Below are 24077 nucleotides of genomic sequence, written 5' to 3' on the forward strand. Positions count from 1 at the left end.
GCTACTGCCTTCGGTCACAGCGCGAGCTAGACGCCCTGTTAGTTGGTCGAACTCATCCCAATTCGACAATCCCAGCACCTCGATCGGGAATGGCTTCCACGCCGCCGAGTTCTGCCACTCATGCAGCGCATGCCAAACAAACTCGCGTTCTCCGTCGGTGAGATCGACTGCTACCTACTCCGAAGAATCCGTCATCGAAGCGATCCTAGGACCGGCGTCGACACAGTTGTCGGTGCACGCCTCTACCCTGGGGACATGGCCTTTGCCACCGAGCACCCCGTCGTCGCGCATTCGGAGTACCGCGCGGTCGAGCAGGTCGTGCGCGCGGGCGGCCGGTTCGAGGTGGTCAGCCCGCACGATCCCGCCGGTGACCAGCCCGCCGCCATCGACGAGCTGCAGCGACGGATTCTGGCGGGGGAGCGCGACGTGGTGCTGCTCGGGGCGACCGGCACCGGGAAGTCGGCTACCACTGCCTGGCTGATCGAGCGCCTGCAACGGCCCACCCTGGTGATGGCCCCGAACAAGACGCTGGCCGCCCAGCTGGCCAATGAGCTGCGAGAGATGTTGCCGCACAACGCAGTGGAGTACTTCGTCTCGTACTACGACTACTACCAGCCGGAGGCCTACATCGCGCAGACCGACACCTACATCGAGAAGGACAGCTCGATCAACGACGATGTCGAGCGGCTGCGGCATTCCGCGACGTCGTCGCTGCTGTCCCGTCGCGACGTGGTCGTGGTGGCGTCGGTGTCGTGCATCTACGGCTTGGGTACGCCGCAGTCCTACCTCGACCGCTCGGTCGAGCTGCGGGTCGGCACAGAGGTGCCCCGCGACGGGCTGTTGCGGTTGCTGGTCGACGTGCAGTACACCCGCAACGACCTGTCCTTCACCCGCGGCTCGTTCCGGGTGCGCGGCGACACCGTGGAGATCATTCCGTCCTACGAAGAGCTCGCGGTGCGCATCGAGTTTTTCGGTGACGAGATCGAGGCGCTGTACTACCTGCACCCGTTGACGGGCGACGTAGTCCGTCAGGTCGACTCGCTGCGCATCTTTCCGGCCACCCACTACGTCGCGGGGCCGGAGCGGATGGCGCAGGCGATCTCGACCATCGAGCAGGAACTCGAGGAGCGGCTCGCCGAATTCGAGAGCCAGGGCAAGCTGCTCGAGGCCCAGCGGCTGCGGATGCGCACCAACTACGACATCGAGATGATGCGGCAGGTCGGGTTCTGTTCCGGCATCGAGAACTACTCGCGCCACATCGACGGCCGGGGCGCCGGCTCGCCTCCGGCGACGCTGCTGGACTACTTCCCGGAAGACTTCCTGCTGGTCATCGACGAGTCGCACGTCACCGTCCCGCAGATCGGCGGCATGTACGAGGGCGACATGTCGCGCAAACGCAACCTCGTCGAATACGGATTCCGGTTGCCGTCGGCGGTCGACAACCGCCCGCTGACCTGGGAGGAATTTGCCGACCGGATTGGGCAAACGGTGTACCTGTCAGCTACCCCGGGGCCCTATGAGCTGGGCCAGGCCGCCGGGGAGTTCGTCGAGCAGGTGATTCGCCCGACCGGCCTGGTGGACCCGAAGGTCGTCGTCAAGCCGACCAAGGGGCAGATCGACGACCTGATCGGGGAGATCCGCAAGCGGGCCGAGGCCGACGAGCGGGTGCTGGTGACCACCCTGACCAAGAAGATGGCCGAAGACCTCACCGACTACCTGTTGGAGATGGGCATCCGGGTGCGCTACCTGCACTCCGAGGTGGATACCCTGCGCCGGGTGGAGCTGCTGCGCCAGCTGCGGCTCGGCGATTACGACGTGCTGGTCGGCATCAACCTGCTGCGCGAGGGTCTGGACCTGCCCGAGGTGTCGCTGGTGTCGATCCTCGACGCCGATAAGGAAGGCTTCCTCCGGTCGGCACGCAGCCTGATCCAGACCATCGGCCGCGCCGCCCGCAACGTCTCCGGCGAAGTCCACATGTACGCCGACAAAATGACCGACTCGATGACGGAGGCCATCGACGAGACCGAACGGCGGCGCGCCAAGCAGATCGCCTACAACGAGGCCAACGGCATCGACCCGCAGCCGCTGCGCAAGAAGATCGCCGACATCCTCGACCAGGTTTATCGTGAGGCCGACGACTCCGAGAACGTCCAGATCGGCGGGTCGGGCCGCAACGCGTCGCGCGGCCGGCGCGCGCAAGGAGAGCCCGGTCGCGCCGTGAGCGCGGGCATCATCGAAGGCCGCGATACCGCCAGCATGCCCCGCGCCGAATTGGCCGACCTGATCAAAGACCTCACTGCGCAGATGATGGCCGCCGCCCGCGACTTGCAATTCGAGCTGGCCGCGCGGTTCCGTGACGAGATCGCCGACCTCAAAAAGGAACTGCGCGGAATGGATGCGGCCGGTCTGAAGTGACCCGCGGCGCGCCTAATACGGTGTAGGGGTGGCGAATACGACGAGCGAGACCGGCAGCTGGCGCCAGCTGCTGGGCGGCTACCTCGGAACGTCGACCGTGCTGGCCGGTGGCGTTCTGCTGTACGCCACCACTGAATTTCTGACCGCCAGCCTGCTCCCCAGCACCGTCGCCGAAATCGGCGGCAGCCGGCTGTACGCGTGGGTGATCACTCTCTATCTGGTCGGCTCCGTCGTCGCGGCCGCCACCGTGAACACGCTGCGGCTGCGCATAGGTGCGCGCTCGTCATTCCTGTGGGGCTTGGCCGTCTTCGGCATCGCGAGCATCGTGTGCGCGCTGGCGCCGAATATGGGGGTATTGATCGGCGGACGCGCCCTGCAGGGTGTGGCCGGTGGCCTGCTGGCCGGCCTGGGCTACTCGCTGATCAACACCGCCCTCCCGCGTTCGCTGTGGACTCGCGGCTCGGCGCTGGTGTCGGCGATGTGGGGGGTCGCGACCTTGATCGGGCCGGCGATAGGCGGCCTCTTTGCTCAATTTGGATTGTGGCGGTGGGCATTTGGTGCCATGGTCATTCTCGCCGCGCTGATGGCGGTGTTGGTGCCGAGGGTTCTCACCGACGTCGACGTCGGCACCGGCGAGCCGACCGCGATTACCAGGGTGCCGGTGTTGTCGCTGCTGCTGATGGGTGCGGCCGCGTTGGCAGTCAGCGTTGCGGAGTTGCCGCGCAACGTCTTTGCGATGGCGGGGTTGCTGGTCGCAGGTGTGGTGCTGATCATCGTATTCGTGCTGGCCGATTGGCGGATGCATGCAAAAGCATTGCCGCCGAGCGTGTTCAGCCGTGGACCGCTGAAATGGATCTACCTCACGATGGCGGTGCAGATGGCCGCCGTGATGGTCGACACCTATGTGCCGTTGTTCGGTCAGCGGTTGGCCCATCTGACGCCGGTCGCGGCGGGACTTCTGGGCGCAGTACTGGCCATGGGATGGACCATCGCCGAGCTCTCCAGCGCCTCACTGAGTGACCCTCGCCTCGTCGACCGGGTGATCGCCGTGGCGCCGTTGGTGATGGCGTCGGGTCTGGCCCTGGCCGCCGTAACTCAGCGCGCCGACGCGCCGACGGGGGTCGTCATGGTCTGGTCGGTGGGATTCCTGATCGCCGGTATCGGAATGGGGATGACGTGGCCGCATCTCTCGATGCGTGCGATGGACACCGTCGACGACCCGTCCGAGGGTGGCGCGGCGGCCGCGGCCATCAATACCGTCCAATTGGTCTCCGCGGCCTTCGGGGCCGGGCTGGCGGGCGTGGTCGTCAACAACGCTGCGGGCGGGGACCTGGCGGCGGCCCGGTGGCTGTATGCCGTCATCGCCGGGCTGGCGGCCTCGGCCGTCGTCGCGTCCACCCTGGCCAGTCGGCGCGATCGTCACGCATCGCGCTGATGCTTTGCTGACGAAACTGGGGATTCGCACCATACGGTGTACCAGTGACCGTCACCAAGGATGAGACCGGTAGTTGGCGCGAGCTGTTCGGCGAGCACCTGGGGATGTCCACTGTTCTTGCGGGTGGCGTTCTGCTGTACTCCACCAACGAATTTCTCACCGTCAGCATGCTTCCCAGCATCATCGCCGACATCGGCGGAGCGCGGTTGTTTTCCTGGGCGACGACGCTGTATCTGATCGGTTCCGTCGTCTCCGCCTCGGCGGTCCACCCGATACTGCAGCGCATCGGGGCGCGACGGGCGTACCTGATCGGGCTCAGCGTGTTTGCCCTCGCCAGCGTGGTGAACGCGCTGGCGCCGAGCATGGCGGTTCTTGTCGCCGGGCGCACACTGCGAGGTTTGTCCGGCGGACTGCTGGCCGGTCTGGGCTACGCGCTTATCAATACCGCCCTCCCGCGTTCGCTGTGGACTCGCGGCTCGGCGCTGGTGTCGGCGATGTGGGGAGTATCGACGCTGATCGGCCCGGTGGCGGGCGGGCTCTTCGCCCAACTCGGGCTGTGGCGGTGGGGGCATACCGCAACAGGCATCGGGGCCGTGCTGATGACGGTGGTGGTGCTGACGGTTATGGAACCCGGCCACGTCGTCCACAATCCGCTGACGCCGGTCCGCAAGGTTCCCATTTGGTCGCTGCTGCTGATGAGTTCGGCCGCATTGACCGTCAGCGTTGCGGCGCTTCCGCATCACCTGGTGCAGAACCTGGGGCTGTTGCTCCTCGCCGTCCTGCTGGTGTTCGTCTTCGTCGTCGTCGACGGGCGAACGCCGGTAGCGGTGTTGCCGCGCAGCGTATTTGGCCCGGGACCGGCCAAGTGGATCTTCATCGTGATGGCGGTGGAGATGGCTGCCGCGATGGCCAATATCTATGTGCCGCTGTTTGGCCAGAAATTGGCTGACCTGAGCCCGGTGGAGTCGGGGTTTCTCGCCGCGGCGCTGGCCACCGGATGGACCGGCAGCGAGATCATCAGCGCTTCACTGACCGACCGGCGCGTGATCCGGCGCCTCGTCGTCGCGGGTCCGTTGGTGATGGCAGCGGGCCTGGCGCTGGCGGCGCTGACCCAGCGCGCGTACGCCCCGCTCGGGTTCGTCGCGCTGTGGGCGCTGGCGCTGCTGATCACCGGGGCCGGCATCGGGATCGCCTGGCCGCACCTGGTGGTGCGTGCGATGGATTCCGACGACCCGGAGCAGAGCAGTGCGGCGGCTGCGGCGATCAACACCGTCCAGTTGGTCTCTGCGGCGTTCGGTGGCGGGCTGGCGGGCGTGGTGGTCAACCTGAATGAAGCCGACGATGCCGCGGCGGCCCGCGCGTTGTATCTCGTTTTCGCGGTGCTGGCCGCCAGCGGCGTGCTGGCGTCGCATCGCGCGGCCCGCGACGACCGTTACACCTAGTCCACCTCGTCCTCGGCGCGCAGCACGGCGAGCACGCCGTCGATCTCAGCGAAACTGCTTGGCGCCATTCCCATTTGCGCGCCAGAGAGGGTCATCGTGGCCCGCACTGTCAGCGGGTGGATTTGACGACCTGCGAGTAGTGGAACTGCCAGCGCTCGACGATGTGGAAGCCGAGGTAGCTGGGGAACTTATACGCCGGCGTGCGGCCGAATGCGCCCGGCGGCAACGATTGTCCGGTCTGATGATCGGGGAACGAGTTGTCGTAGTTGGTGATCGTCCACAGGGTGGTGCACTTGTTGATCTTGGCCGTGGTCAGCCACACCGCAACGTGGCCGTCCCACAGTGAACCGACCTTGGGCCCGTATGCCCCGCGCTCGACGTCGATCAGCGATCGAAACGCGGCGGGCCGGGTGGCCAGCAGCGCGCGGATCGGGCCGGGCCGCCACGGCACCGTGTTATCCGCCAGCAGGCAGTCGCCGGGAGCGGCGTGCGAGCTGATCAGGTCGGCAACCTGGCTGTAGTCCCAGCCTTCCTTGGCGTACGGCCAGCGTTGCACGAACAGGTAATCGGGCACCGCGGCGATCGCGAACAGCAGCACGACACCGACGATCGCCCACCGCCGTCGTGCCACCGTGACGATGCAGACCGCCAGCAGCACGGCCATCGCGGGTGTGGTCAGGATCAGGTAGCGGGGAAAGTACATCGGCTCGCCGATCGCTGAATAGACCACGACGGCGGTGGTGGGCAACACGATCCAACCGACGCAGATGGTCAGCAGGCGGCGCACGTCGCCCGCCGGGCCGGGCGCACCGAACCGTCGGGCGACGATCGCGGCCACCATGATCACCCCGCTGAGCACCGCGAACGGAATGCTGTGGTCGAAATACTGCCGTTGGACGATGTCAAAGGCGTAGTGCCAGCTGACCGGGAACAGCCAGTTGACCTGAAATGCCTGACCGTGCGCGAACAGGATGAACGGCGTCATCACACCCAGCGCGATGGCCGTGCTGGCCGCCCACCAGATGACCGGCGACTTGCGGGATCCCTTGGGCGCGAGTAGCGGCAGCATCACCGCGTAGACACCGACCAGCAACACCAGGTTGAGGCTCAGCAGGATCGACACCATCAGCGCCACGGTGTAACCCGCCCACAGCCCGCGCCGGTTGCGCCGCACCGCGGTGACCAGCAGGACGGTCAGCCAGATCGCCGCGGCCACCGACATGGCATACGGGCGCGCCTCGATACCCGCCCAGGTGGTGCGCGGCAGGATGGCGAAGACGACGCCCGCGCACACTGCGGTGCCGCGTCCCGGGGTGAATTGCCTGGTGAACACGACGACGCCGGCGGCAGCGACCCCGATCGCGAGGGCGCTGGGAACCCGCGACCAGAACTCGGTCGGCGGAAAGATGGCGAACCATCCGTGCATCACCAGGTAGTACAGGCCGTGCACGGCATCGATGTGGCCCAGCAGCCGCCACAGTTCGGGCAAAGTCCGGCTGGCCGCGGCCGAGATCGTCGCTCCTTCGTCGAACCACAGCGAAGGCCGGCAGGCCCAGGCGCCGCTGATGACGGCGGCCAGCACGGCGATCGCCCACGGGTCGAGCAACCTGCCCCGCGCGGGCCCGGTCCCGGACTCGGCGGTGACACCCGGGGAGCGTTGCTCGACGGCGGACGTAGCCATGATGCTTGTCACTGTAAGGCGCAGCCGATCAACATGGTCACCAGCAGTCCGCCCAGCCGGCCCGAGATATCCGGGCATCCCCGACGGACCGCCGTTGCCGCATCCGTGGTTCCCGGAAAACGCCGCCACGCAAGGCCTTCCGGCCCGGGCGGGGACATTCCATAGCCTCATTATCGGGAATCAACGCCGTTGCCGCAGCGTGGCGCCGTAAATGGAGGCTTGCGCCACACCGCTGCGGTGTGGGTAATCTGACCCATCCAGATCGGACAACGCGCTACTGTCTTGAGGTTGGCCTGGCAAACGACTGGGAGGGTAAATGTCCGCTTATCGGACCGTGGTGGTCGGCACTGACGGCTCGGACTCATCGTTGCGTGCCGTTGAACGGGCGGCAACCATCGCCGGGGCGGACGCCAAGCTGATCGTCGCGTCGGCGTATCTGCCGCAGCACCAGGACGGCCGGGCCGCCGACGTGCTCAAGGAAGAGAGCTACAAGGTTTCGGGCACCGCCCCGATCTACGCGATCCTGCAGGACGCCAAGGAGCGGGCACACAAGGCCGGTGCCAAGAATGTCGAGGAGCGCCCGATCGTCGGCGCCCCCGTTGACGCCCTGGTCAGCCTGGCCGAAGACGTGAAGGCCGACCTGCTGGTCGTCGGTAACGTGGGCCTGAGCACGATCGCGGGGCGCCTGCTCGGCTCGGTGCCGGCCAACGTGTCACGTCGGGCCAAGGTCGACGTGTTGATCGTGCACACCACGTCCTAACCGGACGGGCTCTTCGCTACTCCGCGGATGCGGGGAGAGCCGAGCGGTTACCAGCCTCGCTCGCGCCATTCGCTCAGATGCGGGCGCTCGGTGCCCAGCACCGTGTCGTCGCCGTGGCCGGGATAGATGACGGTGGAATCGTCGTACACCTCGAACACCCGGCTGGTGACGTCGTCGAGCAGCTGGCTGAAGTCACCCTCCTGCCACGTCTTGCCCACCCCGCCGGGGAACAGGCAGTCGCCGGTGAACAACTGCGTGACGCCGCCCGTCGCCGGACCGTCCAGTGCCAGCGCGACCGACCCCGGGGTGTGCCCGCGCAGGTGTATCACGTGGAACGTCAGCTTGCCGATTTGCACGGTGTCGCCGTTGGCCAGAAACCGGTCCGGTTTGACCGGCAGCGGTTCGGCGTCGATCTCGTGGGAAGCGGTCGGCGCGCCGGTTGCGGCGGCGACGGCCTCCAGCGCCTGCCAGTGATCGAAGTGCTGATGACTGGTTACGATCAGCGACACCTTCGGGGCGTACCGCCGGACCAGGTCGATCAGCACGTCGGCGTCGTTGGCGGCGTCGATCAGAAGCGTTTCCCCAGTCTCGGAACATGTCACCAAGTAGGCGTTGTTGTCCATCGGGCCGACCGACGCCTTGACGATGGTGGCCCCGGGCAGGGTGCGCCGGGCGGCGTTACCAGGGTCGACGTGTCCGGTGTAGTTGTCGTCCACGATCGTCACGCGCGCCACTCCTGGGTCCCGGGGTGCGCCGGCACATCGTCGCCGGCGCGGGTCGTAGTGGCCACGTTACTGCTCCGTCGGCTGGGATGGGCGTCTTGTCGGTGGGGGCACCTAGCATGGAATGCGCCGTGCGCAGTACTGCCGTCAGGCGAGCAAAGATTCTCGATAGTTTCGGAGAGGGGCAGCGTTGGCTGACCGCCTAATCGTCAAGGGTGCCCGTGAGCACAACCTGCGCGGTGTCGATCTCGACCTGCCGCGAGACTCGCTGATCGTCTTCACCGGCTTGTCCGGATCGGGCAAGTCGTCCCTGGCTTTCGACACCATCTTCGCCGAGGGCCAGCGTCGCTACGTGGAGTCGCTGTCGGCCTACGCGCGCCAATTCCTGGGGCAGATGGACAAGCCGGACGTCGACTTCATCGAGGGTCTGTCGCCGGCGGTGTCCATCGACCAGAAGTCGACGAACCGCAACCCCCGATCGACCGTCGGCACCATCACCGAGGTCTACGACTACCTGCGGTTGCTCTACGCGCGCGCCGGCACCCCGCACTGCCCGATCTGCGGCGAGCGGATCGCCCGCCAGACCCCGCAGCAGATCGTCGATCAGGTGCTGGCGATGGAGGAGGGCACCCGATTCCTGGTGCTGGCCCCGGTGGTCCGTACCCGCAAGGGCGAGTTCGCCGACCTCTTCGACAAGCTCAACGCGCAGGGCTACAGCCGGGTGCGGGTCGACGGTGTGGTGCACCCGCTGTCCGATCCGCCGAAGCTGAAAAAGCAGGAGAAGCACGACATCGAGGTGGTGGTGGATCGCCTCACCGTCAAGACCGCCGCCAAGCAGCGCCTCACCGACTCGGTGGAGACCGCGCTGAACCTGGCCGACGGCATCGTCGTCCTGGAGTTTCCCGACGAGCGCGACGAGCACGACCACGCCCGCGAGCAGCGGTTCTCCGAGAAGCTGGCCTGCCCCAACGGGCATCCGCTGGCCGTCGACGATCTGGAACCCCGGTCGTTCTCCTTCAACTCGCCCTACGGCGCCTGCCCCGAATGCGTGGGCCTGGGTATCCGCAAAGAGGTCGATCCCGACCTGGTGGTGCCCGACCCGGAGCGCACCCTGGCCGAGGGTGCGGTGGCGCCGTGGTCGGCCGGCCACACCGCGGAGTACTTCACCCGGATGATGGCCGGGCTCGGCGAGGAGCTCGGTTTCGACGTGGACACCCCCTGGCGCAAGCTTCCGGCCAAGGCCCGCAAGGCGATTCTTGAGGGTTCCGACCATCAGGTACATGTGCGGTACCGCAACCGGTACGGCCGAACCCGTTCCTACTACGCCGATTTCGAAGGTGTGCTGGCGTTCCTGCAGCGCAAGATGGAACAGACCGAGTCCGAGCAGATGAAGGAACGCTACGAGGGCTTCATGCGCGACGTGCCCTGCCCGGTGTGTGAGGGGACGCGGCTTAAACCCGAGATCCTCGCGGTGTCGCTGACGGGAGGCTCTGGGGGCGACCGGGGCGCCAAGTCCATCGCCGAGGTCTGCGAGCTGTCCATCTCCGACTGTGCCGACTTCCTCAACGCGCTCACCCTCGGCGCGCGCGAGCAAGCGATCGCGGGGCAGGTGCTCAAGGAGATCCAGTCGCGGCTGGGCTTTCTGCTCGACGTCGGACTGGAGTACCTGTCATTGTCCCGGGCGGCCGCCACACTGTCCGGCGGTGAGGCCCAACGCATTCGGCTGGCCACCCAGATCGGTTCCGGTCTGGTGGGTGTGCTGTACGTGCTCGACGAGCCGTCGATCGGGCTGCACCAGCGCGACAACCGCCGTCTCATCGAAACCCTTACGCGTCTGCGGGCTTTGGGTAACACGCTGATCGTCGTCGAGCACGACGAGGACACCATCGCGCATGCCGACTGGATCGTCGACATCGGACCCGGAGCTGGCGAGCACGGCGGCAAGATCGTGCACAGCGGGACCTATCAGGAGCTGCTGAACAACAAGGACTCGATCACCGGGGCGTACCTGTCGGGCCGGGAAAGCATTGCCACACCGAAACATCGGCGTGCCGTCGACAAGAAGCGTCAGCTCACCGTCGTCGGGGCTCGCGAGCACAATCTGCGTGACATCGACGTGTCGTTCCCGCTCGGCGTGCTGACCTCGGTGACCGGCGTGTCCGGCTCGGGCAAGTCGACGTTGGTCAACGACATCCTGGCGGCCGTGCTGGCCAACCGGCTCAACGGTGCCCGGCAGGTGCCGGGCCGGCATACCCGCGTCAACGGAATTGATCAGCTGGACAAGCTCGTTCGCGTCGACCAGTCGCCGATCGGGCGTACGCCACGCTCCAACCCGGCCACCTACACCGGGGTGTTCGACAAGATCCGCACGCTGTTCGCCGCGACCACCGAGGCGAAAGTCCGCGGCTACCAACCGGGCCGGTTCTCGTTCAACGTCAAGGGCGGCCGCTGCGAGGCGTGCACCGGCGACGGCACGATCAAGATCGAGATGAACTTCCTGCCCGACGTCTATGTGCCGTGTGAGGTGTGCCAGGGCGCGCGGTACAACCGGGAAACCCTTGAGGTGCATTACAAGGGCAAGACCATTTCCGAAGTGCTGGACATGTCGATCGAGGAGGCCGCGGAATTTTTCGAACCGATCAGCGGCATTCACCGCTATCTGCGCACGCTGGTCGACGTCGGCCTCGGCTACGTCCGGCTCGGTCAGCCCGCGCCGACGTTGTCCGGCGGTGAGGCGCAGCGGGTCAAGCTGGCCTCCGAACTGCAGAAGCGTTCGACCGGGCGCACGATCTACATCCTCGACGAGCCGACCACCGGGTTGCATTTCGACGACATCCGCAAGCTGCTCAACGTGATCAACGGCCTTGTGGACAAGGGCAATACGGTCGTCGTGATCGAGCACAACCTGGACGTGATCAAGACCGCGGACTGGATCGTCGACATGGGGCCCGAGGGCGGCGCCGAAGGCGGAACCGTTGTCGCCCAAGGCACTCCGGAGGACGTTGCCGCAGTGCCCGAAAGCTACACCGGTAAGTTTCTCGCCGAGGTGGTCGGGCGCAGTGCCCCATCGGTGGCCAAGCCGCGGTCCAGCAGGCGGCGCAAAGTCAGCGCCTGAATCGCGCCCAAAATCACGGGCGCTAGCTCGACGGGTTGTGCAACCGGACCAAACGAGTGGTGCTGCTCTCATCGAGGTCGACGAGCTCGGATCGAGAACGCAGGAAGTCGCTGAACGATTTAAAGCCCAATGCTTTCTCGCTGAACGACGGGTCCATCCGCTTCATCTGGGCCTTGACCGCGGAATTGTGCAGCCACTCGGTGTCGTCCTTCTCCTGGCTTATCCGCAGTGCGCGTTCGAGCAACCCGGTGGCCGCGGTCTGCGCGTCGGCAAGCGGCGGTTCGTCGTCGGACTCGGCCGTGTTCTGCCGTCGGCCGCGTTTCTTATCATCGACGGATTGCACCGCGGCGGTGGGTATTCCAGGTAGTGCATCGTAGGTAACGAACTCGTCGCAGGCCGCGGCCAGCGATCGGCTACTGGCGCCGGCCACCCCGATTCCGACGACGTATCGGCCGAGGCGCTTGCACCGCTGCGCCAACGCGATGTAATCCGAATCGCCGCCGACGATCACCACGTGCGTCAGATCGGGTAATCGGAACATGTCCTCGACCGCGTCGACCGCTAGCCGGATGTCGGCGCCGTTCTTGCCATATGCGGCGGCGGGGAAGAGTTGAACGAGATCGACAGCACGGCCCACCAGCTGGCCGTGGTAAGCGGCGTTGACGTCCGCGGACCAGTCTGCGTAAGCCCGGGTGAGCACGAGTGTGCCGAACGACGACGCGAAGTCGATGATGGCGCCGACGTCGACGGTCGCCGACTGCAGCCGGTCCGTTTCGAGCCCCTTGGCCTTGTCCTTCTGGAAGGAATTGCGCCCGTGCACCTGGTCGTACCGGGAGATCACGATGTTGTCGAAGTCGAGGTAGACCGCGACGCGGGTGGTGGCAGATTCGGTCATCCTGCGTTCACCCCTGGACTCCCACGGTCAGCGTTTCAATAACAGCCATCCGGTCATGGTGCGCCACCGGATCCAGCCCATCAAGCCCGGGCCGTGTAACGTACTGGTTGTCGAGACTTTGAGCCAAGCCCATGTCGTTTTGGTTCTCGGGGCCCTTCTTTCGTCACGTTGATGAAACCGATGGGCTTCGCGGTCGGCGACGGCCGCCACTCAATCTTCACCGAGGCTAAGAATAGCATTGGTGCCCAAATCAATTGGCGCAGAAGGCCGCCCAGCAAGTCGTCGCGATGAAGCCGTCGCGAAAACGGTCGCGGTTGCCGACGGGCGGCGGCCGACGGCCGCACTCACCGGCTGCGCCGAACAGCTTTGCCCTAACCGAAAGGAAAGCCATGGCGATCAGCGATATCGCCGCTTTCGCTCACCTCACCGACGCCGAGATCGAGGCACTGGCCGCCGAGCTGGACGCGATCCGGGGGGACGTCGAGGAGTCCCTCGGCGAGCGCGATGCGCGTTACATCCGCCGCACCATCGCCGCACAACGTGTTCTCGAGGCGGCCGGCCGACTCCTGCTGGCCGGTAGTTCGAAACGCTCGGCGTGGTGGACGGGAACGGTGACCCTCGCGTTGGCCAAGATCATCGAGAACATGGAGATCGGCCACAACGTCATGCACGGCCAGTGGAACTGGATGAACGACGCCGAGATCCACTCCTCAACGTGGGAGTGGGACATGACCGGCGTGTCGAAACACTGGCGGTCGACCCACAACTATCAGCACCACAAATACACCAACATCGTCGGTATGGACGACGACGTCGGCTACGCACTCCTGCGAGTCACTCGCGACCAGCCCTGGAAGCCGTACAACATCGGCAACCTGTTCTTCAACGCCATTCTGGCGTTCGGATTCGAGTGGGGAATTGGCTTCCAGCCCATTGAATTCGGCAAGTTGCTCAACGACGGCCCGGACCGCGAGGCAACCGTGCTGCAATTACGGGAGTCGGCGGTCAAGGCGGGACGCCAGGCGGTCAAGGACTATCTCGCGTTCCCGGGGCTCACCTCGCTTTCGCCCGCGGCGAGCTACAAATCGACGTTGAAGGCCAATCTCGCGGCCAACGTGATCCGCAACGTCTGGGCCGACGCAGTGATCTTCTGTGGGCATTTCCCCGATGGCGCAGAGAAGTTCGCCAAGACCGACATGACCGGCGAGTCAAGAGGGCACTGGTACCTGCGCCAGATGCTGGGCAGTGCCAATTTTGACGCCGGTCCGGTAATGCGGTTCATGAGTGGCAACCTCTGCTACCAAATCGAGCATCACTTGTACCCCGATTTGCCGAGCAACCGGTTGCGCGAGATTGCGGCGCGAGTGCGCGAACTGTGCGACAAGTACGACTTGCCTTACACCACAGGCTCATTCCTGGTGCAATACGGCGAAACATGGCGCACCATCGCGAAATTGTCATTGCCGGACCGCTACTTGCGCGATACCGCCGACGACGCAGCGGAGACCCGCAGCGAGCGGATGTTCGCTGGACTGCGTTTCGGCGGCACCGATCCAGCGACCGGCCGTCGCCGTGGTCTCAAGACAGCGCTCGCAGCGGTCCGACGATGGCGTCGAGGTGCTGTGCTCGAACCCCGAGGACTGACCGCGACCGTTGCCGGGCCGCCAGACTGGGACGAGATCCATTCCTTCCCAGGGGTTTTGCAGTGAAGCGTTAGACGGCGGTCACTTGCACGGCCTTGGGACCTTTCGGCCCCTGGTTGACCTCGAATTGCACTCGTTGATTCCCCCGCCCTAGCGCCCGGGCGTCCAATCCACAGCTGACTCGACGACAGATGCCGCATTCAACGAATCACCGAAACCGACGGCACGCCGATGGGCCATTTGCCGTAACACACTGGCATTCTTCGGTTGTGTTGACGCCGCGACCTCGCCGAGAAAGAGCTTCGCCTGATGCCCCGAACAGGAAGGCGACAGTACAAAAAGCACGGCGTCGCGAGACCTGGTCCCCTTGAGATAAATAGTGTCGTTGAACACGAGCCGGTAGGGGTCGAGTGAGACCGTTTCATTGCGGTGGATCACTCGCGACGGGGCGGGCAACCATGCGCTCGGGTCGTAGACGACTCGGCGCACCCGGTCCAGCCATAAATTGAACACCGTGACGAGGTCGGGTAGCTCCGCGCCCAGGTCCAGGCTTTTCGGCCACCACACGCCGTCTACGGCGCCCTGGGTGAGGTCGCGTTCGCACAGTGTCAGTCGGGTGGGGCTGGAGGAAACCGGCGAAACGTGCGCCACGGTGACGCTCCCGTCTTCGAATTTTGTCATCGCAGACGGCTGCCCGAGGAGGCAGTGCTCGACAAACCCACGACACCAAGAGCATAACCCCCTCGAGTACACCGACGATGCGCGAATCGCCGGAAGGTCACAGCGTGTGCTCCATGCCGGCTTTCTTCGCGTGTCTTCGCTTCGGGAGACCGGACGGCGCTGACCGCTGGAAGTGATTCTTGCGCAACGTGATTTAGTACCAGGGCCCGAAAATTCCTTCGTCACAGCGTCGTTGTGAATGCTCGCTCGGTGTACTTGCTTCTCACGTATCAGCGGATGGAGACCAGCTGATCGATCGAATCGCCGGGCACTTCACCACGCCCACTTCTCGTCTCATAACGCGATACTGCGCCAGTGGCCCTGGATGCGCCAATCGCGTGACCGGCCTATCACGTTCTGCTGCACGCTGTTAGGTTGCGCCGCAACGGTTTAGCCGGGCACCCTGGTCGCCATGTCATTGGCGATCTGCCGGGGTTGGTTGATGATTCCAGGCGCGCAGCCGTTGACGTCGAGAACCACATTGGAGACCGCGGACAGCACGTGCTGGCACACCACCGGGCTGTTGGCCAACGTGTGCTGCAGGGCGATGTTCGGCGGATTGCCGCTGACCTCCCGGAAGGTCCACTCAGATGTGACCCCCTTGTTGACCTGGGTCACGGTTCTGCCGGCGCAGCTTCGCCAGGGATCCACCTGCGCCGCCACAAACGCCTGGGCCTGGTTGGCTGACGCGAAAATCACGGCGCCCTGCACCACGACGTAACCGGGGTCGCTCTGCGGCTTCTTCAACAGTTGGGCAAGCATCGCGGTATAGCCGCTGCTCTTGTATGTCTTGGTTTGAAAGCCGATAAGTGCGCCCAGGCACTTGTCATCCGACAGTGTGCTGTCGGGGCCGGAGTCGGTCATCTCTGTTGCGCTGTGGTCCACGATGATTCCGGTGGTGCCCAGCAAAACGTTGACCAAGTCGTTCGGCACGAGGATCGAATTCAGTTGTGCGGGAGTCACTGTCGGTGCCGTGCTGGTAGACGCTGTGGTCGGTGCCACGGGGGTGGTGCTGGTGAGTGCGGTGTCGGGCCGGGACGCGCCGGGTTTACGCACGGCCGCCCAGATCGCGGTACCGGCGACGGCCGCGACGACGATCGCGATCGCGCCGATCATCAGCCCCAGCCTGCGCTTGGGTGGCGGGGCCGGCGTCCAGGGTGGCGGGTTGGTGGCCCAGGTCGGGGGCATGGGTGCCGGTTGGGTCCAGGGTTGCGGCGGCGGGGCGAAATGGCGGCTTTGGTCGATCAGGTCGGTCGCCCGGTCCTGGTCGGGGGTGCTGAGCGCGTGCAGGGCGGCCTGCGCCAGATCGCCGGCGGTGACATAGCGGTCGTCGGGGTTCTTGGCCATACCGCGCGCGATGACGTCGTCGAATGCTGCCGGGACTGCCGAGTTTCGCTGACTGGGCCGCGGGATGGGCTCCATCATGTGCGCGGCCATCAGGCTGCTGAGGCTCTCGCTCTGGAAAGGCGTTGCGCCGGTAAGGCATTCGTACAGCAGACAGGCTAGCGCGTAGACGTCGACTCGGTAGGTGGGATCTTGCTTGCCGAATCGCTCCGGCGCCATGTAGTTCCAACTGCCGACGGCGGCACCGGTTTTGGTCACCCGCTGGTCGGTGGCAGCGGCGGCGATGCCGAAGTCGACCAGGTAGGCGAAGTCGCCCTCGGTGAGTAGGATGTTCTCCGGCTTGATGTCGCGATGGATGACGCCGGCGCGGTGGGCGGCATCGAGCGCGGACGCGATTTGCTCGACGATGGCGACCGCGCGCGGCGGGGGCAGCGGTCCGCCGCGACGCAGCACCGAGCCGATGTCCTCGCCCTCGATGAACCGCATGTCGATGAACAGCTGGCCGTCGATCTCGCCGTAGTCGTGGATGGGCACGATGTGCGGCTCGGCCAGCCGCCCCGCCGTCTGGGCTTCCCGTTGCATGCGCCGGCGAAAGACGTCGTCGGCGCTCACTTGCGTGGACACCAGCTTCAGCGCCACCACCCGGTCTTTGACGGAGTCGTAGGCCTCGTAAACCTCGCCCATCCCGCCGCGGCCCAGCAGTCGGCGCAACTGGTAGTGCCCGAACCGGCTACCAACGCGCGTTTCACTCATCGATGTCCCCCCGGCGTCAAGCCAACCCCCTAACCCTCATCCGCGCGCATCGACTCGCGGATCTGCGCCAATCGTTCGGCCGCGGCACGCTGGCGCTCCTCGTATTGCTCGTCGGCCGAGCGGCCCTGTGGGGATTCGGCGTCGAGTTCCGCGTCGCCCAGTGACGCCGCGTAGCGGGTTTCGATTTTCTCACGCACCGAGTCGAAGGTCGGTAGACCCGCGCTGTCGTACCCGGGGTCGGGTGCGGGGTTTGCTGGTTCGTCGGGCATGGTTGCCACGCTACTGCCGCGTGGCTGCGTCCTGCCGCTGACGCTCGAGATAACGCACCATTTGCTCCCAATAGACCAGGGTCAGCGACATTTGCAGCGTGGTGGCGGTCGCCGCGAGCAGCAACAGATGGCGGCGGGCGGCCACCAGCGCGACCAGCGTCGTCGCTGAGGTCAGCCCGCTGATCATGGACGCCACCCGCGGTTACCTCGGCGCGGTGTTGGCGTGCTGGGCCGGGACCACCACCGGCGCCACCGTCGTCGCCTCCGCAGGCGACGTGCCGGGCAGCGGGGCCCGCGGCACGCCGGGCGTGCCCAGCTGGCCGGCCAGCCACGGCAGTGCGGCCGCGAAGACCCGATCGGCGAAGGGCCAGTCGTGCTTACCCGGCTGGGGGAGCACCGCGCAGTCGATGCCATTGGCCCGGCCGAGCGCGCAGAGTGAATAGGCGGCCGCGGTCTGGTTGCTCGGGTTGGCGGCGGCATCGCGCTGCGCCAGCCGCATTGCCGCGGTGTCCGCGATCGCGTGCGTGGCAGGCCGGCCGTCCGACGAGATCGCGAACCAGCCGGACACGTCGTGGTACCGGCCGTGCCGGTTGATCACCGTGCTCGGGTCGAAGGACGCCCACGCATCGGCGTTTCCGCCGAACAGCCGGCTGATGGTTTGCGCCTTGTTGCCGGCGTTGGGGAAGAAGTCGCCGGCGACGTCGACGAACGCGCTGAACATGTCCGGGTGCATGACGGTCAGGTCCACCGCGCAGGTGCCGCCCATGGACCAGCCCGCCACGCCCCAGTTGGCGCGGTCTGCGCTGACGCCAAAGCTGGTAACCATATACGGGACAACATCTTTGGTGAGGTGGTCGGCAGCGTTGCCGCGGACGCCGTTGACGCATTCGGTGTCGTTGTTGAAAGCCCCGCCGGAATCCACGAACACCAGCACCGGGGCTTGGCCGCGGTGGGCCGAGGCGAAGTCGTCGATCGTCTTGATCGCATTGCCCGCCCGCGTCCAGTCGGCCGGGGTATTGAACTGTCCGCCGATCATCATCACCGTCGGCAGCGCCGGCGGCGGGCTGGTCACGAACCATTCGGGCGGCAGGTACACCAGTTCGCCGCGGTGCTTGAAGTGCGAGGCGGACGACGGGATGACCACCGGCACCACACTGCCGTGCGCCGGCCGAGTTCCCTTGGCGGCCATCGCGGTAACGGTGGCCCGATCGGTCTGGTCGGGCAGCGGGCCGGAGGTGAGCTGACCCCACGCGGACTGCACGGTGGGGAAGTAGCCGACCCACAGATTGAGCATCAGCGCGGCGCACAGCAGGCACAGCGGCACCGAGATCAGGGCCGCGCCACGCCGCCAGCCGGGTGCGCCGCGCCAGCCCAGCAGCAGCACCGCTCCGGCCATGCCGGCGACCGCGATCCACAGCCACAGTGCGGCCGGCGCGGGTTCCTCGGACAGACCCCGATCGACGACGTACCAGTGCGTTGCGTACGCCGCGGCACCACCGATCGCGACCGCTACGGGCAGGCATGTCGTCCGCCAGCGCTGGGAACGCCAGCCGACGGCCAGCGTCAGCACGAGCGCGGTGACGACCTGGACCGTGATCGGCACCCAGCCGTGCATCAGGGAGGTATGGCTGCTTGCCAACAACTGTCCGGTGGCAACCGGCGCCGGCGGTGTCACGCGATCCATTGTGAGCGATTGTTAACCATCCCGGAACATATTCGACCGATGTTCCCGGTGCGATCACACCGGCCCCGGCGGCGGGGTTAATGCGGTCTGGCCAGCGGAAATGGCAGCGTCTCGCGGATGCTGCGACCAGTTATGAGCATCACGAGCCGATCGATACCCATCCCGAGCCCGCCGGTGGGCGGCATCGCGTATTCCATGGCCTGCAGGAAGTCCTCGTCGAGCTCCATGGCTTCGGGGTCACCGCCGGCGGCGAGCAGCGACTGCGCGAGCAGCCGGCGCCGCTGTTCCACCGGATCGGTGAGTTCGCTGTAGGCGGTGCCCAGCTCGACCCCCCACGCCACCAGGTCCCATCGCTCGGCGACGCCGGGCTGGCTGCGGTGCGGCCGAGTCAGCGGTGACACCGACGTCGGAAAGTCGATGTAGAACGTCGGCGCCTCGGTCCGGTCCTCGACCAGGTGCTCGTAGAGCTCGAGCACGACTGCGCCGGCGTCCCAGTGGTCCCGGTACGGAATGTGGGCGCGGTCGGACAGCTTGCGTAATGCGCTCAGCGACGTGTTCGGGTTGATGCGTTCGCCGAGTGCGTCGGAGACCGCGTCGTGCACCGTCTTGACCGGCCACTCCCCGGAGATGTCGACCGGTTCGAGGCGGCCGTCGTCCGCCGGGTGGGGCCGCAGCACGGTCTGCGTGCCGTTGGCCGCCTCGGCGGCGTTCTGGATGAGCTCGCGGCAGCCGTCGATCCACACCCGGTAGTCGGCATGGGCCTGGTAGGCCTCCAGCAGCGTGAACTCCGGGTTGTGGCTGAAGTCGACACCTTCGTTACGGAAGGCCCGGCCCAGTTCGAACACCCGCTCCACGCCGCCGACGCACAACCGCTTCAAATACAGCTCGGGCGCGATGCGCAGAAACAGGTCCATGTCGTAGGTGTTGATGTGTGTGACGAACGGTCGGGCCGCGGCCCCGCCGTGAATCGGCTGCAGGATCGGGGTTTCCACCTCGATGAAGTCCTTGGCGAACAACGTTTCCCGCACCGAACGCAGCACGCTGCTGCGGGCCATCACCAGATTGCGTGACTCGGCATTGACCGCCAGGTCGACGTACCGGGTGCGCACCCGCGCTTCCGGGTCGGTCAGCCCTTTCCATTTATTGGGCAACGGCCGCAAGCACTTCCCGACCATTCGCCAGTCGCTGACGATCAACGAGCGGGTTCCGCGCTTGCTGAATCCCATGTGCCCGGTCATCTCGACCAGGTCGCCGAGGTCGATGGCCGCGGTGAAATCGGCGGTCCGGCCGGACTCCAGGCGCGAATTGTCCAGCAGCACTTGCATTTCGCCCGACCAGTCACGCAGTTCGGCAAACAGCACGCCGCCGAAGTCGCGGATCCGCAAGATCCGGCCCGCGACCGAAACCGTGTCCTGGTCGTCGCTGTCGAGGGCGCGCGCGATGGTGTGGCTGGGCGGAGAGCCCACCGGGTAGGCGTCAATTCCGTTGCGCTGCAGCGTTCTCAGCTTGGTCAGGCGAACCCGTACCTGTTCGGGTAGCCGTCGCCGGTACTCCTCGGAGTCGACTTCGTCGCCCCGCTTGAGCCCGCTGACGTCTGGAGCCGATCCGTCTTCGTGTAGCAACCCCGATTCGGCGAGCCTGGCCGGCACGGCCGAGTGGTGCCCGGTGTGTACCTTGTCGCGCCGGCTGAAGGGCAACACCAGGAAGCCTTCGGCCATGGCCGACGCGACACCCACCCGCGGGATCAGCCGGGCGTCTTCGTAGCAGGCGTAGCGGGGAACCCATTCGGGTTGGTACTTCATGTTGGAGCGGTACAGCGTCTCGAGCTGCCACCACCGGGAGAAGAACAGCAGCAGCCCGCGCCACAGCCGTGCGATCGGGCCGGCGCCGAGTTGCGCGCCCTGCTCGAACGCCGACCGGAACATGGCGAAGTTCAGCGAAACGCGATTGATACCAAGCCCTTCCGCGTTCAGGGCAAGTTCGCTGACCATGAATTCGTTGGTGCCGTTGGGCGAGTCGGGGGAGCGGCGCATCACATCCAGGGAGACCCCGGTGCTTCCCCATGGCACCAGCGACAGCATCGCGACCACCTGCTCGTCCCGATCCAGCGCCTCGACCAGCAGGCAGTCGCCGTCGGCGGGATCTCCCAGTCGCCCCAGCGCCATGGAAAATCCGCGCTCGGACTGGGTGTCGCGCCAGGCGTTGGCGCGTGTGATCGTCTCGGCCATCTCTTCGGCGCTGATGTCGCGGTGCCGGCGGATGCGGACCGTCAGCCCGGCCCGGCGTGCCCGCGTCACGGCCTGACGCACCCCGCGCATGTCCGGGCCGGACAGCTTGAAATCGGAGGTTCGCAGAATGGCCTCGTCGCCGAGCTCGAGAGCATTGAGGCCGCGCTCCCGATACGACTGAGCCCCTTGGGAACTGGCGCCCATCACACCGGGTGCCCAGCCGTAGGTCTTGCACAGCCCCAGCCACGCCTCGACGGCTTGCGACCAGGCTCGGGGGTCACCGACCGGATCGCCACTGGCCAGGCAGACGCCCACCTCGACTCGGTAGGTGATCGCGGCGCGGCCGCTGTGGGCGAACACCACCGACTTGTCGCGCCGGGTGGCGAAGTAGCCCAGCGAATCGTTCTTCCCGTACAGCTCGAGCAGCCCGCGGATCGCGGACTCGTCCTCGCCGGTGAGCGCGTTGTCGGCGCGCTGGGATTGGAACAGCACGATCGCGGCCGCGATCAGGGCCAGCGCGCCGAACAACCCGAAGATCGCGTTGAGCAGAACGTGCGGCTTGCCGGTGAACAGGTCGGGGTCGGCCAGCGCGAACCCGACGACGCGGTTGGCCACGTAGCCCAGCCGATCCTGCCGGGCCAGCGATCCGGGGAAGAGCTCGACCAGGCCCCAGGACAACAGGATTCCGATCACATCCCCGACGACCAGGACGGCGGCCGCCTTGAACAGCGCCGCGCGGCGGACCTTGGCCCAGAACTCCCGATAACTCAACAGCAGCAGGACGATCACGACGATGTGCATCGCGAACCCGAGATTTTCGCCGAACGTCTCGGCCGCCGTGTTGTCACCGGCGGCGATATCAGCGGCGTTCCAGAATGCGGCCAGCACCATTTGGCCCAGCAGCACCCACCACGCGATACGTTTGCGGGCGGTCAGCGCCGCCGCCAGCAGCGCCAGCACGAACGACCACGCGATGCTGGTGTCGGGGAAGTTGAACAGGTAGTCGTTGATGAATTCCCGCGGGCCCTTGATCAACCACCGGATCAGGGGCGACACGCTGCCGATCAGGGACAGGGTGGCGATGACGCCGACGGTCCAGCCGGCCGCCGCCGGTACCCACCGGTACCGGGAATTCGACCGGCTGCCCGAACGAGGCCCCGAAGCAGCAGAAGCGAGAGTCACAGACCGCGAGGATAAGCCTTTACACCGTGAAATGCCTGGCGAAGCGCCAATCGCGTCGAGACTAGTTATCGGTCTCGGGCGCGCCGCGATTGCCCGGATCAGCATGCCGCCCGGGGTGGTCCCCGGCAGCTGAAATGCAGGCAGACGCCCGGCGGCTGCTAGACTGACCTCCGCGACCATCCCGGCTTTGGCCTGGGACAGTTAAGTGGAGTCCCACTCCCACCGCTAGCCGCGAAAGATTTCAAGGCGTAGCGGTCCGGTCACCGGCACCGCAAGGTGCCTGTTTCGCGCATGGCGCGAACGGCCTGAATACGTTTCAGGTCGTGATCGGTCGGCATTGGGCCCTGCTTCTGCAGGGCTTTTTTGCTGATGGTGTGGCGTTTCCGCCGCTGAATCCCGACGGGCCCGAGTCACCGGTCGTTGCGAGACGACGAAAAGCCCAACAAGGGAGGCCCCATCAGCACTGAGACCCGCGTCAATGAGCGCATCCGCGTACCTGAAGTCCGACTGATCGGTCCAGGGGGGGAGCAGGTAGGCATCGTGCGTATCGAAGACGCATTGCGCGTCGCCGCGGACGCCGATCTCGACCTCGTCGAAGTCGCCCCGAACGCCAGGCCACCGGTCTGCAAGATCATGGACTACGGCAAGTTCAAGTACGAGGCGGCGCAAAAGGCGCGCGAATCCCGCCGGAACCAGCAGCAGACCGTTGTCAAAGAGCAAAAGCTGCGACCCAAGATCGACGATCACGATTACGAGACCAAGAAGGGCCACGTAATCCGCTTCCTGGAGGCGGGATCGAAGGTAAAGGTCACCATCATGTTCCGCGGGCGCGAGCAGTCGAGGCCCGAATTGGGCTACCGATTGCTGCAGCGCCTGGGCGCGGACGTCGCCGAGTACGGATTCGTCGAAACGTCGGCCAAGCAGGACGGCCGCAACATGACGATGGTGCTGGCGCCGCACCGCGGCGCCAAAACTCGCGCCAGGGCGCAGCACCCGGAACAACCGGGAGCCGCGCCGGCGCAGGCCGCCGATGAGACGGATGCCCCCGGCGACAACGCAGCTGCACCGAACTGACCTGACAGCCAAACCGCGAAAACAGTAAGAACCAGAGGAAACATGCCCAAGGCCAAGTCCCACAGCGGGGCGAGCAAGCGATTCCGGCGTACCGGGACCGGGAAGATCGTCCGCCAGAAAGTCAATCGTCGACACCTGCTCGAGCACAAGCCGAGCAAGCGCACCCGGCGGCTCGACGGCCGCACCGAGGTTGCGGCCAACGACACCAAGCGTGTCAACGCGATGTTGAACGGCTGACCTCAGCCACACCGAGTGCGGCCGGGCATACACCGAACCCGGCGCGACACCTGAGACCATTTACGTCTGAACGAGAGTAGGAACATCCATGGCACGCGTGAAGCGGGCAGTCAACGCCCACAAGAAGAGGCGCAGCGTCCTGACAGCCTCGAAAGGCTATCGCGGCCAGCGGTCTCGGCTCTACCGCAAAGCCAAAGAGCAGCAGCTGCATTCGTTGCAGTACGCCTACCGCGACCGCCGCGCCCGCAAGGGTGAGTTCCGCAAGTTGTGGATCTCGCGGATCAACGCGGCGGCCCGCGCCAACGACATCACCTACAACCGGCTGATCCAGGGCCTCAAGGCCGCCGGTGTGGAAGTCGACCGCAAGAACCTTGCCGACATCGCGATCACCGATCCGGCCGCGTTCACCGCGCTGGTCGATGTCGCCCGGGCGGCATTGCCCAAGGACGTCAACGCGCCCTCCGGAGAAGCTGCTTAA

General features: G+C 66.1%; 18 protein-coding genes. 9 read left to right on the forward strand and 9 right to left on the reverse strand.

Annotated elements, in window-relative coordinates; all coding sequences use genetic code 11:
- Positions 1–255 precede the first annotated feature (255 nt).
- Genes uvrB through AC5Y5O_RS22120 form a run of 3 tightly spaced genes read left to right on the forward strand, consistent with a single transcriptional unit; the run spans position 256 to position 5292 of the window.
- The gene (gene uvrB / locus AC5Y5O_RS22110) at positions 256–2415 is read left to right on the forward strand and encodes an excinuclease ABC subunit UvrB (RefSeq protein ID WP_096287159.1); all 2160 of its coding nucleotides are present in this window, start codon (positions 256–258) and stop codon (positions 2413–2415) included.
- Between the two features lie 28 nt (positions 2416–2443).
- Positions 2444–3850 carry an MFS transporter gene (locus AC5Y5O_RS22115; protein WP_096287161.1) on the forward strand — a complete coding sequence of 469 codons (1407 nt, stop codon included), beginning with the start codon at positions 2444–2446 and terminating at the stop codon, positions 3848–3850.
- Positions 3851–3894: 44 nt separating this feature from the next.
- A complete protein-coding gene (locus AC5Y5O_RS22120) occupies positions 3895–5292 on the forward strand; it encodes an MFS transporter (protein WP_096287163.1) in 1398 nt (465 codons plus the stop codon).
- A gap of 109 nt (positions 5293–5401) precedes the next feature.
- Here the strand turns inward: AC5Y5O_RS22120 and AC5Y5O_RS22125 are convergent, their stop codons facing one another.
- The gene (locus tag AC5Y5O_RS22125) at positions 5402–7051 is read right to left on the reverse strand and encodes a mannosyltransferase (RefSeq protein WP_243393971.1); all 1650 of its coding nucleotides are present in this window, start codon (positions 7049–7051) and stop codon (positions 5402–5404) included.
- A gap of 238 nt (positions 7052–7289) precedes the next feature.
- Between AC5Y5O_RS22125 and AC5Y5O_RS22130 the strand changes: the two genes are divergently transcribed.
- Positions 7290–7733, forward strand: a complete 444-nt coding sequence (locus tag AC5Y5O_RS22130) for a universal stress protein (protein WP_096287167.1) — start codon at positions 7290–7292, stop codon at positions 7731–7733.
- Between the two features lie 47 nt (positions 7734–7780).
- Here AC5Y5O_RS22130 and AC5Y5O_RS22135 read toward each other — a convergent pair whose 3' ends face one another.
- A complete protein-coding gene (locus tag AC5Y5O_RS22135; RefSeq protein WP_096291077.1) occupies positions 7781–8458 on the reverse strand; it encodes an MBL fold metallo-hydrolase in 678 nt (225 codons plus the stop codon).
- A gap of 187 nt (positions 8459–8645) precedes the next feature.
- Here AC5Y5O_RS22135 and uvrA point away from each other — a divergent pair, with 187 nt between their 5' ends.
- Positions 8646–11570 carry an excinuclease ABC subunit UvrA gene (gene uvrA / locus AC5Y5O_RS22140; protein ID WP_096287169.1) on the forward strand — a complete coding sequence of 975 codons (2925 nt, stop codon included), beginning with the start codon at positions 8646–8648 and terminating at the stop codon, positions 11568–11570.
- 22 nt (positions 11571–11592) lie between these two features.
- Here uvrA and AC5Y5O_RS22145 read toward each other — a convergent pair whose 3' ends face one another.
- Positions 11593–12465 carry an NYN domain-containing protein gene (locus AC5Y5O_RS22145; protein WP_096287171.1) on the reverse strand — a complete coding sequence of 291 codons (873 nt, stop codon included), beginning with the start codon at positions 12463–12465 and terminating at the stop codon, positions 11593–11595.
- A gap of 389 nt (positions 12466–12854) precedes the next feature.
- Here AC5Y5O_RS22145 and AC5Y5O_RS22150 point away from each other — a divergent pair, with 389 nt between their 5' ends.
- Positions 12855–14174 (forward strand): fatty acid desaturase family protein, encoded by a 1320-nt coding sequence (locus AC5Y5O_RS22150; RefSeq protein WP_096287173.1) that lies wholly within the window; start codon positions 12855–12857, stop codon positions 14172–14174.
- Between the two features lie 84 nt (positions 14175–14258).
- Here the strand turns inward: AC5Y5O_RS22150 and AC5Y5O_RS22155 are convergent, their stop codons facing one another.
- From AC5Y5O_RS22155 to lysX, 6 genes are all read right to left on the reverse strand, one after another.
- Positions 14259–14789 (reverse strand): DUF5994 family protein, encoded by a 531-nt coding sequence (locus tag AC5Y5O_RS22155; protein WP_096287175.1) that lies wholly within the window; start codon positions 14787–14789, stop codon positions 14259–14261.
- 429 nt (positions 14790–15218) lie between these two features.
- Positions 15219–16925, reverse strand: a complete 1707-nt coding sequence (locus AC5Y5O_RS22160; protein WP_500027465.1) for a serine/threonine-protein kinase PknH/PknJ — start codon at positions 16923–16925, stop codon at positions 15219–15221.
- A 29-nt stretch (positions 16926–16954) separates the two neighbouring features.
- The gene (locus AC5Y5O_RS22165; RefSeq protein ID WP_096291078.1) at positions 16955–17194 is read right to left on the reverse strand and encodes a hypothetical protein; all 240 of its coding nucleotides are present in this window, start codon (positions 17192–17194) and stop codon (positions 16955–16957) included.
- A gap of 10 nt (positions 17195–17204) precedes the next feature.
- The gene (locus AC5Y5O_RS22170; RefSeq protein WP_133160844.1) at positions 17205–17390 is read right to left on the reverse strand and encodes a hypothetical protein; all 186 of its coding nucleotides are present in this window, start codon (positions 17388–17390) and stop codon (positions 17205–17207) included.
- Positions 17391–17396: 6 nt separating this feature from the next.
- Positions 17397–18809 (reverse strand): alpha/beta hydrolase, encoded by a 1413-nt coding sequence (locus AC5Y5O_RS22175; protein WP_096291079.1) that lies wholly within the window; start codon positions 18807–18809, stop codon positions 17397–17399.
- A gap of 146 nt (positions 18810–18955) precedes the next feature.
- Positions 18956–22288: a bifunctional lysylphosphatidylglycerol synthetase/lysine--tRNA ligase LysX gene (gene lysX, locus AC5Y5O_RS22180; RefSeq protein ID WP_279304448.1), complete on the reverse strand. Its 3333-nt coding sequence runs from the start codon at positions 22286–22288 to the stop codon at positions 18956–18958.
- Positions 22289–22744: 456 nt separating this feature from the next.
- Between lysX and infC the strand changes: the two genes are divergently transcribed.
- From infC to rplT, 3 genes are all read left to right on the forward strand, one after another.
- The gene (infC, locus tag AC5Y5O_RS22185) at positions 22745–23362 is read left to right on the forward strand and encodes a translation initiation factor IF-3 (protein WP_096291081.1); all 618 of its coding nucleotides are present in this window, start codon (positions 22745–22747) and stop codon (positions 23360–23362) included.
- Positions 23363–23404: 42 nt separating this feature from the next.
- Complete coding sequence (gene rpmI / locus AC5Y5O_RS22190; RefSeq protein WP_090601731.1) at positions 23405–23599, forward strand: 50S ribosomal protein L35; 195 nt, start codon at positions 23405–23407, stop codon at positions 23597–23599.
- An 88-nt stretch (positions 23600–23687) separates the two neighbouring features.
- Positions 23688–24077 (forward strand): 50S ribosomal protein L20, encoded by a 390-nt coding sequence (gene rplT / locus AC5Y5O_RS22195; RefSeq protein WP_036468879.1) that lies wholly within the window; start codon positions 23688–23690, stop codon positions 24075–24077.

The organism is Mycobacterium sp. NGS40 (assembly GCF_059812735.1).

Excerpts from the sequence above, each read along its gene's own strand:
- uvrB (WP_096287159.1), top strand. The coding sequence starts at position 256 with ATGGCCTTTGCCACCGAGCACCCCGTCGTCGCGCATTCGGAGTACCGC.
- AC5Y5O_RS22125 (WP_243393971.1), bottom strand. The coding sequence starts at position 7,051 with ATGCCCGGATATCTCGGGCCGGCTGGGCGGACTGCTGGTGACCATGTT.
- AC5Y5O_RS22130 (WP_096287167.1), top strand. The coding sequence starts at position 7,290 with ATGTCCGCTTATCGGACCGTGGTGGTCGGCACTGACGGCTCGGACTCA.
- AC5Y5O_RS22145 (WP_096287171.1), bottom strand. The coding sequence starts at position 12,465 with ATGACCGAATCTGCCACCACCCGCGTCGCGGTCTACCTCGACTTCGAC.
- AC5Y5O_RS22150 (WP_096287173.1), top strand. The coding sequence starts at position 12,855 with ATGGCGATCAGCGATATCGCCGCTTTCGCTCACCTCACCGACGCCGAG.
- AC5Y5O_RS22155 (WP_096287175.1), bottom strand. The coding sequence starts at position 14,789 with ATGACAAAATTCGAAGACGGGAGCGTCACCGTGGCGCACGTTTCGCCG.
- AC5Y5O_RS22160 (WP_500027465.1), bottom strand. The coding sequence starts at position 16,925 with ATGAGTGAAACGCGCGTTGGTAGCCGGTTCGGGCACTACCAGTTGCGC.
- AC5Y5O_RS22165 (WP_096291078.1), bottom strand. The coding sequence starts at position 17,194 with ATGCCCGACGAACCAGCAAACCCCGCACCCGACCCCGGGTACGACAGC.
- AC5Y5O_RS22175 (WP_096291079.1), bottom strand. The coding sequence starts at position 18,809 with ATGCACGGCTGGGTGCCGATCACGGTCCAGGTCGTCACCGCGCTCGTG.
- rpmI (WP_090601731.1), top strand. The coding sequence starts at position 23,405 with ATGCCCAAGGCCAAGTCCCACAGCGGGGCGAGCAAGCGATTCCGGCGT.
- rplT (WP_036468879.1), top strand. The coding sequence starts at position 23,688 with ATGGCACGCGTGAAGCGGGCAGTCAACGCCCACAAGAAGAGGCGCAGC.